General features: G+C 26.4%; 12 protein-coding genes. All 12 read left to right on the top strand.

The window, feature by feature from the left end; all coding sequences use genetic code 11:
• Positions 1-23 precede the first annotated feature (23 nt).
• Positions 24-410: a hypothetical protein gene (locus HUU89_RS05990; RefSeq protein WP_175301255.1), complete on the top strand. Its 387-nt coding sequence runs from the start codon at positions 24-26 to the stop codon at positions 408-410.
• A 93-nt stretch (positions 411-503) separates the two neighbouring features.
• A complete protein-coding gene (locus HUU89_RS05985) occupies positions 504-887 on the top strand; it encodes a hypothetical protein (protein WP_175301254.1) in 384 nt (127 codons plus the stop codon).
• A gap of 114 nt (positions 888-1,001) precedes the next feature.
• On the top strand, positions 1,002-1,193 hold the full coding sequence (locus HUU89_RS05980) for a hypothetical protein (RefSeq protein ID WP_175301253.1): 192 nt from the start codon (positions 1,002-1,004) through the stop codon (positions 1,191-1,193).
• Positions 1,194-2,137: 944 nt separating this feature from the next.
• Positions 2,138-3,073: a glycosyltransferase gene (locus HUU89_RS05975; RefSeq protein ID WP_175301252.1), complete on the top strand. Its 936-nt coding sequence runs from the start codon at positions 2,138-2,140 to the stop codon at positions 3,071-3,073.
• 359 nt (positions 3,074-3,432) lie between these two features.
• A complete protein-coding gene (locus tag HUU89_RS05970; protein WP_147580688.1) occupies positions 3,433-3,837 on the top strand; it encodes a sugar 3,4-ketoisomerase in 405 nt (134 codons plus the stop codon).
• A 1-nt stretch (position 3,838) separates the two neighbouring features.
• The gene (locus tag HUU89_RS05965) at positions 3,839-4,939 is read left to right on the top strand and encodes a DegT/DnrJ/EryC1/StrS family aminotransferase (RefSeq protein WP_118661908.1); all 1,101 of its coding nucleotides are present in this window, start codon (positions 3,839-3,841) and stop codon (positions 4,937-4,939) included.
• A 13-nt stretch (positions 4,940-4,952) separates the two neighbouring features.
• On the top strand, positions 4,953-5,447 hold the full coding sequence (locus HUU89_RS05960) for a GNAT family N-acetyltransferase (protein ID WP_217498441.1): 495 nt from the start codon (positions 4,953-4,955) through the stop codon (positions 5,445-5,447).
• 328 nt (positions 5,448-5,775) lie between these two features.
• Positions 5,776-7,224: an oligosaccharide flippase family protein gene (locus HUU89_RS05955; RefSeq protein ID WP_175301250.1), complete on the top strand. Its 1,449-nt coding sequence runs from the start codon at positions 5,776-5,778 to the stop codon at positions 7,222-7,224.
• Between the two features lie 7 nt (positions 7,225-7,231).
• Positions 7,232-8,488, top strand: a complete 1,257-nt coding sequence (locus HUU89_RS05950; protein ID WP_175301249.1) for a hypothetical protein — start codon at positions 7,232-7,234, stop codon at positions 8,486-8,488.
• 14 nt (positions 8,489-8,502) lie between these two features.
• Complete coding sequence (locus tag HUU89_RS05945; RefSeq protein ID WP_175301248.1) at positions 8,503-9,381, top strand: glycosyltransferase; 879 nt, start codon at positions 8,503-8,505, stop codon at positions 9,379-9,381.
• A 153-nt stretch (positions 9,382-9,534) separates the two neighbouring features.
• The gene (locus HUU89_RS05940; RefSeq protein ID WP_175301247.1) at positions 9,535-11,076 is read left to right on the top strand and encodes a L,D-transpeptidase family protein; all 1,542 of its coding nucleotides are present in this window, start codon (positions 9,535-9,537) and stop codon (positions 11,074-11,076) included.
• A 98-nt stretch (positions 11,077-11,174) separates the two neighbouring features.
• Positions 11,175-12,639 (top strand): transglutaminase domain-containing protein (locus HUU89_RS05935; protein WP_175301246.1); only part of this gene is annotated, 1,465 nt, incomplete at its 3' end.

Genomic DNA, 12,639 nt, shown 5'->3' with positions numbered 1-12,639 from the left:
ACAAAATACTGGAGGGATTTTCCATGAACAATTTTAACACAAATCTATATGAAACTAAAAGAGAAATTATAAACTATTCTAATAAAATAACTGAAGGATTAAAAAAGCCAACAGCTAAATTTATTATGGATATGTTATATGGTCTATCGAAGAATCAAAGTGTAATGCTTAGTGACATATCTAGAGCACTTGACGAAAATATAAAACTTAATTATACGATTGATCGTCTGTCTAAAAATCTTGAAAAAATAAATGATGAAGAATTAGAAATCATTAGAAATAATTACAATAGAGCTGTACTCAATGAGATTGATGAAGAATCACTCGTATTGCTTGATGATAGTGAAATCATAAAAAAATATGGAAAAAATTTGAGGACCTATGCAAGGTACGAGATGCAAGTTCTTTAAAAGATGATATCTATCCAGGATATCATGTTTGTGAAGCAACCTATATCTTTATACAGTCATATTTATTCAACGGAAAGTAAAGAATTCAAATCAATGAATGAAGAAACACTAAAGAGTATAGAATATATAAAATCAATCATAGAAAAGAAATGTACATTTGTATGTGACAGGGGATATGATGCCAATATATATTACGAATATTTTTTAAAAGAAGAATGCAATGATGAGTTTATAATCAGATTAACAGAAAAAAGAAAGTTAATGTTTAAAGGAAAATCAAAAAAGGCATCAGAAATAGCTGTAAAAAGAAAAGGAAAAATAAAAATGAACATGTATTTTCCAAATTGGATGAGAAGCAAAAATTTTTTTGTAAGATGTTTAAAGATGGGATACATAAACATTGCACTACATTTAGGAAATCTACTTGATAGAAAAAATACACTTAACGTTGATTTCTATTATGGAAGTCAATGGTGAACATTGAGCTATGAATGTGCTAAAGAAATATATGATATATTATTAAAAGGTGAATATATAGACTATTATAAAGGCTCTTTGGTTCCAGATGAATCCATATTTCAAACGATTTATATGAATAGTAGATTTAAAGACAAATACTATGATAAATTAACATATGTTAATTGGAAAGGACAAATTAATCACCCTAAAACTTTTACAATAGAGGATTGTGATGAATTAGAAAAAGTTAATTATTTAATGGCAAGAAAATTTGATGAGGATTTTGATGATAAAATTATAAATAAATTATATGATGAACTATAAGCAGTAAAAGATAAAGCCTATTATGCGAAAAATAAGTAAAAATACGATTAAAGTCAATAATTAAACAGAATGTAGGTTCGAAAACATATAGAGAAATAAGTGATAATTTTACTTAAAAAAACGCATCCGCTAGATTTTGCACATTGATTTTTCAGCGGATATGTATTTTTTTGAGCAAGTGGTATTTAAATTTATGCCGATTTCTTGCTCTTTTGAAAACACACCATTCAAACCCTGCAGTACAAATAATGTCTGTCATTTTTTGATAAGGCAAATATAGATTTTTTTGTTGTTGGGATGACATTTGAGTAATATAGTTTATGCTTTGCGACATTGCCAATGGCAAAATCAAAGTAAGAAACAAGATTGTTAATTGTATAAAGTCGTGATAAAGTTGTCGTAGAAGATGGCATCATGTTGAAAGGTAGTTGTGATAGATAAAAATATATGTAGAATAGGAGGTAATATTTTAAGAATTACTAGTTATAAAGATGAATATTATACTGAAGGTTCGAAACTTGCAAATAATTTGTTATCTTATTGAAGATTAAAAATACTTTTTGGTATATATTTTTGTTATTTTAACATTGGCAATGACTTCTAGCTTAATAAATTCATTAAGTGACAAGGTACATTGCTAAAGAATGATAAAAAAATCACTATACCATAGTGTTTAATTTTGTTAATATTTATTTATAATATTTAATTGTTAAAGAAAGTGTGTTAATATTTATTGAATTAGAGGTAATAATGTCGTACTATTACCAATTGGATTTCCAAAGATTGTGAAGGAATATTCTTTTGCTTCTTTTGCATTAATAGCAATTTATTATTTAACAAAAAAGATGTTATAAATGAAATAAAATCTATGTAAATTACAAATTTATTTGCACTATTTGTAATTTATTAAATTTTGTTGTATAAAGAAAGGATGAAAAAATATTATGAATAATAAACAAGTTGATATATTATTGTCGGTATATAATCCAAATGAAGAATATTTGATAAAACAATTAATTTCTTTAAATAATCAAACATATCCTAATTTAAAACTATATATATTTGATGATTGTATAAAAAAAAGGTGTAATTTAGATTTATTTGAAAAATATATCACAAATTTTTCCTATGAGGTTTTGCCATATTGTGAAGAAAATTTAAATTACATGGGGGCTTTTGAAAAATTGGTGCAAAGATCAGATGGTGAATATATTGCTTTTTGTGATCAAGATGATATATGGATGGATGATAAAGTTGAAAAGTGTGTCGCATATATGAATGAAAAGAATATCGACTTAGTTGTTACGGATAAACAAATAATTGATGAAAATGACAACGTCACTTGCAGTAGCGTTAGAAAACATAGCAATAAAAACTATGATAATTGGAATACTTACGATGATATAACTAAATATAATATCTTTGTTACTTATGCAGTAGGAATGAGTATTATAATGAAAGCTAGCTTTGCAAAAAAGTCTTTACCATTTTCAAAATACACAGGTCATGATAAATGGGTATTGGCGTGTACTTCTACAGAAGGAAAAGTAGGGTATTTAAATTTACCTTTAGTTCAATATAGAAGACATGGGAAAAATGTTAGTGGTGTATTAGTTGGAATAGAGACAAAGGAAGATTATATCAATCAGAGAATAATGCCTGATTTAAAAATGATTGAAGATTTTAAACAAAAATATCCTAATCACAAAGATTTAAATGAAATTGAGAAATTTGCTAATGCTAGAAGAACAGGTAATATAAAAACCTTATTTAAATTGAGATATCTTGCACCTGACATTGCAAAATTTGATATTGTGACAGCTCTTTTACCCGAAAAGTTATTTTCATTTATGGTAAAAATTGCCCAAAAAATAAGTTAAAAGGATGAAAGAAACAGATATTGGAAAATGAAGAAATATTTGCTAGTATTATTGTAATGTGTTTTAAGAATGAAGAGTTACTTGAAAATATTGTTTGTTTAGTTTTGAATCAACTGTTCAAATCTTATGAATTATTATAAGTGATGATTGTATATCAAATTTAAATAGATTATTTTTTGGGACTGTTTCAAATAATTAGAACAAAAATAAATAGATCATACAATCTATTATAAAAAATAGAGGCTCATTGATTATAGAATTAAAAAATTTAATAGTATTTTTTCAAATATTGAGTATTTTGATGTGATAATAATGTTAATATATAATAGTATAAGAAAAATGGATAAAGAGGTGGAAAAATGCAAGTAATAAAATATATGTTTCAACCACATGGTGATGATAGAGGACAACTTGTTGCTCTAGAAGAATTTAAAGATATACCTTTTAAAATTAAGCGAGTGTACTATATGTATGATACAGGAGAAGGAGTCCGTAGAGGATATCATGCACATAAAAACTTAGAACAAATTTTAATTTGTATACATGGAACTTGTAAAATATTATTAGATAATGGTAAGGAAAAAAAAGTTGTACCATTAGAAAAACCATATGAAGGATTGTATGTGGCTAATAATATGTGGAGAGAAATGTTTGATTTTTCTCCTGATGCAGTATTGCTAGTATTGGCTTCAGAAGCATATGATGAAAGTGATTATATTAGAAACTATGATGATTTTTTAGAATTTATTAAGGAGAGTGAATAGAATGAAAATACCTTTTGCAACATTTAAACCAATGCATGATGAAATAAGAAAAGATTTAGATCAAGCATATAATAAAGTAATTGATAGTAATTATTTTATCCAAGGAAAAGAATGCGAATTATTTGAAAAAGAGTTTGCAGATTATTGTAATGCTAAATATTGTGTAGGTGTAGCAACTGGATTAGATGCATTATATTTAATTTTAAGAGCGATGAATATAGGTAATGGAGATGAAGTAATCGTTCCATCAAATACATATATTGCAACAGCTTTAGCTGTTTCATATTGTGGAGCAACACCTATATTTGTAGAACCAGAATTAGAAACTTATAATATTAATCCAGCTTTAATAGAAGAAAAAATAACAGATCAAACAAAAGCAATTATAGCTGTTCACTTACAAGGAAGACCTGCAGATATGGATGCAGTTAATGAAATTGCTAAAAAACACAATTTATATGTTATTGAAGATGCAGCTCAAGCACATGGAACAGAATATAAAGGTCAAAAAGTAGGTACTTTATCAGATGCAGCAGGGTTTAGTTTTTATCCAGGTAAGAACCTAGGCGCTTTAGGTGATGGAGGAGCAGTTGTTACAAACAATAAAGAAATTGCTGATAAAGTTAGAGCTTTAGGTAATTATGGTTCAGATTACAAATATCATCATATTTATAAAGGAACTAATAGTCGTTTAGATGAAATTCAATCAGCATTTTTACGTTGTAAATTACCACATTTAGATAAATGGAATGAATATAGAAGAAATGTAGCAAATAAATATTTTGAAGGAATAAAAAATCCATTAATTAAATTACCATTAAAAGATAGTGAAGATTATAGACATATTTATCATGTATTTGTCATTAGATGTGCTAAAAGAGATGAATTAGAAAAATATTTAAATGAAAACGGGATTGGGACTGTAAAACACTATCCTATACCAATGCATTTACAAGAAGCATATAAAGATTTAAATATCAAAGAAGGAAGTTTACCAATTGCAGAAGAAATTAGTAAAACTGTTTTAAGTATTCCAATGTACTATGGAATGACAGATGAAGAAGTGAATTATGTTATTGATAAACTAAATGCGTTTAAATAATGAGAGGATAATTATGATTACATTAAGAAAACTTCAATTAAAAGATGTTCCATTAATGCTAGAATGGATGCATGATGAAGAAGCAAAACATATTTTTCAAAATAATTTTGCTGAAATAGATGATATTGCAGCAAAAAAGTTCGTAGAAAATTCTTTTAGAGAAGATCAGCAACATTTTGCAATTGTTGATGATCAAGATGATGAATATTTAGGTACAATTTCTCTAAAAAATATTGATTTAAAAAATAAAAATGCTGAATATGCAATTAGCACAAGAAAAAAAGCAAGAGGAACAGGTGCCAATCAAAAAGCAACGGAATCATTATTAAAATATGGTTTTGATAAGTTACAATTGCATAGAATTTATTTAAATGTATTATCATCTAATAAAAGAGCAATTTCTTTTTATAAAAAATGCGGATTTATTTATGAAGGAAAATTTAAAGATCATTTATTTATTGATGATAGATATCAAGATTTAGAATGGTATGCTATATGTAAAAAATAAGAGTATGATATGTATGAAAAAGTTGATTCATAATGTCTATGCATATCTAAAAGAAGAAAATATATAATAAAGTATTGAAATTATTAAAAAATTAAGATTGTTCAAATATTATATTGTATGTTTATGATGATTGTGTAATTGAAAAATAAGTATAGATATCATAAAAATATATTACTCATATTGATTTGTGCAGGTATTGAAGGAGATTTTTTGTTAGCTTATTAAAGAAAATAGCATAAAAATACACAAGCAGTGAAATAAAAATAAGGGATTATTTGCTTTCACTGCTTTCTTTATATATAATTGCTTTGAAAAAAGGAGAGTTTAAATGGTTAAATCAATAATATCGAAATATAAAAATGTTCCTGTTGAAGTGAAAGCTTCTATTTATTATACAATTTGTAGTATTGTACAAAAGTGTATTGTTTTAATAACGTTACCCATTTTTACAAGATTAATGACAACTCAGCAATATGGGCAATATAGTATCTATCAATCATGGATGAATATCGTAGCTATTTTTGCTACTTTGAACTTACAATATGGGTCATTTGATACAGCTATGATTAAATTTGAAAATGATCGAGATAGATACATATCTTCTATCCAAGGGATTGTTTCAGTTTTAACATTAATAACTTTAATTATATACATCATAGCTCCAGTATTTTGGAATGATTTATTGGAATTACCATCAATACTTGTTCTTGCAATGATTGTTGAAATATTGATGAGTACAGTCTTAACTTTTTGGACAAATAAACAACGTTTTATATATAAATATAAACCAATGATTATTGTAACTCTTATCATATCAGTCGCATCTCCTTTAATAGGGTTGGTTGGTGTATTTTTATTTGAAGAAAAGGGAATAGCACGTATTTTAGGAAATACTGCAGTATATCTATGTATTGGTTTAATTATATACATTTATCAATTATATAAAGGGAAGGCTTTATATGATAAAAAATATTGGACATATGCTTTAAAATTTAATATACCTCTTATACCATATTATTTATCACAAATGATATTTAATCAATCTGATCGAATAATGATTAGTAGAATGTCTGGCCAAACAAATGCAGCATTATATAGTGTTGCTTATCAATTCGCTGTTGTCTTAGTTTTTGTTATTAACTCTATCAATAGTTCATTTGTTCCTTGGACATACAGAAGTATTAAAGATAAAAAATATAATATGATAAAAAAAGTAACAAATATTATTATAATATTTATTGCTACAATGTTGATTGTACTTATTTTATTTGGTCCTGAAGCTATTGCTATCTTAGGGGGAAGTAAATATAAAGATGCTATTTGGGTCGTTCCTCCAGTAGCAGGAAGTTTATTATTCTTATTTTTATCACAATTATGTATAAATGTAATGTTCTATTTTGAAGAAAATAGTTATCTTGTTAAAGGATCTATATTAAGTGCTGTTTTAAATATTGTTTTGAATTTCTTACTTATTCCTGTTTTTGGATACGTTGTAGCTGGGTATACAACTTTATTTTCCTATATTGTTTTTTGGTTGAGTAATCTATATTATATGAATAAATCATGTAAAGATAAAATAGAAGATTATAGATATGATACATTGTTTGATTGGAAAAAAATATTTATTATTGCTACTGCTTTCACGATTTTAATTATTTTATTGACATTTACATATTATACAATTTGGTTAAGAATTATATTTGTAGGTATAATAGGAATTATTGCTTTATTAAATAGAAATAAAATAATAGAATATTTTAAATTAATAAAAGGATAAGATGAATATGGATAAGACAAAGTTAACGTATAAAGTTGCTAGAAAAATATATGATTCATACCGCTTTTTAGTAGCTGATTTTAAAATAAAAAATTTAAAAAAAGTAACAAACACTAAAAAAAAGATAGTATTTATTTCACAAATGTCTAATTTGTGGATCAATGTAGATGATTTATATAATCAATTATCTAATGATGATCAGTTTGAAACATATGTTTTAATGATTCCAGAGTTTGATTATTCAAAAAAAGAATTTGATATCCAAACAATGAATACAAAGATTTATGATTTTCATAAAAATCATAATCATCAAAATACAATTAAAGCTTTTGATCAAGGAAAATGGTTTGATTTAAAAAATATTAATCCAGACTATGTTTTTTATGAAAGACCTTATAGTTCTTACTTACCAATGGAATATAAAATATCTACAGTTTCAAAATATACAAAAACATGTTATTTACCTTATGGATATGAAATGATGAACTATATTTTTGATACTTCACTTAATGTGGATTTCTTTAGATATTTGCATATCTTTTTTGCGGATAGTTATGTTACAGAATCTTTTAATAAAAAAAGAGCACCTTTATCTCATCGATTAGGATTAAGAAAAACGATATTAACAGGACATCCTATATTTAATGCTTTTAATAAAGCACAAAGTGAAGATAATCTATTTTGGGATAATGATGATCAACATTTTAAGATTATATGGGCTCCTAGATGGACAATAGATACGCAATTGGGAGGAAGTAATTTTTTAACTTATAAATATAATATAGTTGATTATGTTGAAAAAGATAAGAAAAGAAGTCTTGTTTTTAGACCTCATCCACTTACATTTAAAAATTTTATATCTTTAGGTTTGATTACATCCGATGAAGTAGATGAATATTTAAGTAAGTTCCAAAATAATGAACAGTTATATTATGATCAAACATCAGAATATTTTACAACATTTTGGCATTCAGATGTTTTTGTAGGAGATATTTCATCAATTATACCTTGTTATTTTTTAACGGGTAAACCTATTATTTATTGTCATACTGATGCTGTGGATGATAATGATATTATGAAAAAAATATTTAGTGTATCTTATAATGCTTATAGTTTTGAAGATGTAGAAAAAATTCTTTTAGACTTACAAAATGGAATAGATCCATTAAAAGAAAAAAGATTAAAATTAAAAGATGAATTATTTGAAGATAAATATGTAAAATATGTAACTCAAAATATAATTAAAGTTTTAAAAGATAATTAAGAAAGGAAAAATATATGAATATAGAAGCAACAATCATTGTAATGGTCTATAAAAATTTAGATCAAGTAAGACAAACATTAGATTCTATAAAAAAGCAAACATATTCAAATTATGAAGTTATTGTAAGTGATGATGGTTCACCTAATTATACGCAAGAAGACTTTGATAAAATCACTGAACAGTATAAAAATGAATTTACGTACTTTAAACTTATAAATAACGGAATTAATAGAGGAACTGTCAAACATTTTAATAGTTTGATTAAACAGGCAAAAGGAACAATCATTTGTCCTTTATCAAGTGGAGATCAATTTTATAATGAAAATTCTCTACAAGAAATTATGAATGCTTTTGATCAAGAAGATAAACTTATATATACTTCAAAAAGAATGATCAAAAAAGAAAATAGTATAGAATATTATCCAAGTTTATATCAGGTTTCTTTATTAGATCAATCAAATCATTTTTTTGAATATATTATGAAATATGGTAATTTTGTATCAGGAGCCTCTACTTATTATAAAAAAGATATTTTTGATAAATATGGTTTTTTTGATGCAAAATATAGATTATTAGAAGATTATCCATTTTATGCAAAATTAGCATTAAACAATGAAAAAATTGGATATCTTGATTATCCCACAATTCAATATGAATTAGGTGGTATTTCTACAGCAAGTAATAGAAATCCTTTATTAGATCAAGATTATGTAACTTTATTTAAAGATGTTTTATCTCAAAAAGATATACATTTATCATATACGGCAAAAAGAGCTTTGAAATATAGAATAGACAAGATTACAAAAAAATATAATTCTTTTGTGATTCAATTACTCTATATTGATGTTGTTATAATGCTAGGTTTAAATAAAATAGGAATTATTAAAGGCTAAAGGAAATGTGGTATTTTAATTTTTAGGTATCATCATAGAATAAAAACTATAGACTATTTTATAGCTATACTTGGAGTCTTTGCTTTTTATTTATTAGTTATATTGTTTAGAAATTTTTTTGATGATAAAATGAATACAAGGGAGGTTTTAGCAATGAAAGGTTATTTGAAGAAAGGAATAGCATGTTTCATTTTTCTATTTTCAATTTCAATGAGTCTATCATTTGTTTCGGCATTAGAGAGAAATGATGAAGTAAAGATGAATGATGTTGTTGAAGTAAAAAATGGACTTTATAAAGAAAACGGGAAAGTTTATTTTTATGAAAATGATGTAGCAATTACAGGTATTGTTAATGATAATGGAACTTTTTACTATGTAAATGCAGATGGAAATGTTAAAACAGGATGGGTAAATGATCAAAATCACTGGTATTTTGTAAATAATGATGCTACCTGTAAACAAGGATGGTATAAATATTATGGTAAATGGTATTATCTAGATGCTAATGATGAAACATATCCATCATCAGCAATAACAAATCAAGTAAAGGAAATTGATGGAATAAAATATCATTTTGATGAAAATGGTGCTATTAAAACAGGCTGGATAAATGATGATGCTCATTGGTATTTCTATGATGGAAATGCAAGTTTAGTAAGTGGATGGTATAAATACTATGGTAAATGGTATTATTTAGATGCTAATAATGAAGCATATCCATATGCTGCTATTACTAATCAAGTAAGAGAAATCAATGGTGTTAAATATACTTTTGATGAAAATGGTGCTATTAAAACAGGCTGGATGTTAGATGGTAATGATTGGTATTACTATGATCAAAATGGAAATAAATGCACAGGTTGGGTTTATGTTAAAAATCAATGGTATTTATTAAACGATGCAGGTGTCATGCAAACCGGATGGCAAAGAGTTTCTGGTAAATGGTATTATTTAGATGAATCAGGTCAAGGGTATATGTACACGGGTTGGCTTGATTTGAATGGTCAATGGTATTACCTAAATGCGTATGGTAGTATGTTAACAGGCTGGATAAATGTTAAAGGAACTTGGTATTATATGGATGCAAGTGGGGCAATGTGCACAGGTTGGAAGCAAATTGCTGGAACTTGGTATTATTTACATTCAGGTGGAAATATGGCTATTGGATGGTTGAAAGATAACAATCAATGGTATTATTTAAATTCATATGGAGCAATGTTACATGATACGTATTTTGAAGCATTTTATTTTACTTCTAGTGGGGCTTTAAGAAGCGATAGTGTTTATGATTCAATGACAAGTAGAGCAAGCGGATACAGTAGTGCTACTAATTATTTGATTTTAGTTGATACAGCTAATTGTCGAGTAGCTATTTATCAAGGTTCTGTAAATAATTGGAACAATATTCATTATTATAGTTGTGCCCCAGGTAAAGCTTCAACACCTACAGTTAAAGGTGAATTTACAGTTGGAATAAGAGGATATTATTTTGACTCAGGATCATCTAGATGTTTCTGGTATACACAATTTAAAGGAAACTATTTATTCCATAGTACTCTTTATAATAAAAATGGTACAATTCAAGATAATAGAACAGGAATTCCATTATCACATGGTTGTGTAAGACTTGAAATACAATATGCTAAATGGATTTATGATAATATTCCTTCAGGAACAAAAGTAGTAGTATTTTAATGTGAATTTGATGAGGATACTTAGAGTATCCTCGTTTTTTTTATATATTCTTGAAAAGAAATGGCTTACATGGTTAAATGAATATAAGGAGGGAAATCATGAAAAAGAAATTATTTATTGTATCACTTGTTCTTTCAATGTGTTTTTCTATGTTAAGTATAGTCAATGTACAAGCAAAAGAAACAATTAGAGAAGATCATTATGTAAATCCTATTTATAAAGATGTAAAAAGTAGTGTTGTTCATCATGATATTCAAACATATAGTTTAGAAGATGTTGAATATACAAGTGATCAAGAAAAACTTGTAAAGATATTTAGAGAAAAATTAATTAATAGAGAAAGTAATATTGTTCTTTATTATCATTGTGATGAAGAAATTACACAAGAATTTTTTTCTAATTTAGTACATCAGTTGTTCCAAAAGGCCATCAAACATACTGGTAATGGAAAAGAAGGAGACTATCTTAAATGGCACTGTCAAGGGTGGACAGTAAAAGCATCCATATCTGGAAATTCTAATGAGGGATATGATTTAAATATTTTTTATGATGTATCTTATTTATCTAGTTTAGAACAGGAAGAAAAAGTAGATGAAGAAGTCTCTAATTTATTGAAGTCATTAGATTTATCAAATAAGACAGACTATCAAAAAGTAAAAGCAATCTATGATTATATATGTTCAAATGTTACATATGATCATGATAACTTAAATGATGAATCCTATTCATTAAAATATACAGCTTATGCAGCTTTGATCAATAAAACAGCAGTATGCCAAGGATATGCATCGTTATTTTATCGCTTAGCATTAGATGCAGGTGTAGATACAAGAGTTATTTCAGGTGAAGCAGGGGGACCACATGCTTGGAATATCGTTAAATTAAATGGTAAATATTATAATCTTGATAGTACATGGGATGCAGGAAGAAGTACATATGCTTATTTCTTAAAAAATACAAATGATTTTGATGATCATGTAAGGGATAATGACTATCAATCAAATGAGTTTATTGAAGAATATCCAATGTGGGATGAATCTTATACAGAAATTGATTGTAATAAATATGGTCATAATTATAGTGAACCTATATATAAGTGGTCTGTAGATAATATGACAGTCACAGCTCAAAGAGTATGTGCAAATAATTATGAACATGTTGAAGAAGAAACCGTTACAGCTCAAAAAATTGTTAAAGATCCAACATGTACAGAAAATGGAATAATTACTTATATAGCTAATTTCAAAAATAATGCATTTAAGCCACAAACAAAAATAGTAGATGACAAAAAAGCAACAGGGCATAAAGTAGTTGTTGATCAAGGTAAAAAAGCAACATGTATAGAAGATGGATTAACAGAAGGAAAACATTGTTCTGTATGTAACGAAGTCATCAAAAAACAAGAAGTGATTCCAGCAACAGGGCATAAAGTAGTTGTTGATCAAGGTAAAAAAGCAACATGTACAGAAGATGGATTAACAGAAGGAAAACATTGTTCTGTATGTAAAGAAGTCATCAAAAAACAAGAAGTGATTCCAGCAACAGGGCATAAAGTAGTTGTTG

It is taken from the genome of Faecalibacillus sp. H12, assembly GCF_013361255.1.
Taxonomy (GTDB): domain Bacteria; phylum Bacillota_I; class Bacilli_A; order Erysipelotrichales; family Coprobacillaceae; genus Faecalibacillus; species Faecalibacillus intestinalis.
This window is presented reverse-complemented; position numbering and strand designations above follow the sequence as displayed.

Excerpts from the sequence above, each read along its gene's own strand:
- HUU89_RS05990 (WP_175301255.1), top strand. The coding sequence starts at position 24 with ATGAACAATTTTAACACAAATCTATATGAAACTAAAAGAGAAATTATA.
- HUU89_RS05985 (WP_175301254.1), top strand. The coding sequence starts at position 504 with ATGAATGAAGAAACACTAAAGAGTATAGAATATATAAAATCAATCATA.
- HUU89_RS05980 (WP_175301253.1), top strand. The coding sequence starts at position 1,002 with ATGAATAGTAGATTTAAAGACAAATACTATGATAAATTAACATATGTT.
- HUU89_RS05975 (WP_175301252.1), top strand. The coding sequence starts at position 2,138 with ATGAATAATAAACAAGTTGATATATTATTGTCGGTATATAATCCAAAT.
- HUU89_RS05970 (WP_147580688.1), top strand. The coding sequence starts at position 3,433 with ATGCAAGTAATAAAATATATGTTTCAACCACATGGTGATGATAGAGGA.
- HUU89_RS05965 (WP_118661908.1), top strand. The coding sequence starts at position 3,839 with ATGAAAATACCTTTTGCAACATTTAAACCAATGCATGATGAAATAAGA.
- HUU89_RS05960 (WP_217498441.1), top strand. The coding sequence starts at position 4,953 with ATGATTACATTAAGAAAACTTCAATTAAAAGATGTTCCATTAATGCTA.
- HUU89_RS05955 (WP_175301250.1), top strand. The coding sequence starts at position 5,776 with ATGGTTAAATCAATAATATCGAAATATAAAAATGTTCCTGTTGAAGTG.
- HUU89_RS05950 (WP_175301249.1), top strand. The coding sequence starts at position 7,232 with ATGGATAAGACAAAGTTAACGTATAAAGTTGCTAGAAAAATATATGAT.
- HUU89_RS05945 (WP_175301248.1), top strand. The coding sequence starts at position 8,503 with ATGAATATAGAAGCAACAATCATTGTAATGGTCTATAAAAATTTAGAT.
- HUU89_RS05940 (WP_175301247.1), top strand. The coding sequence starts at position 9,535 with ATGAAAGGTTATTTGAAGAAAGGAATAGCATGTTTCATTTTTCTATTT.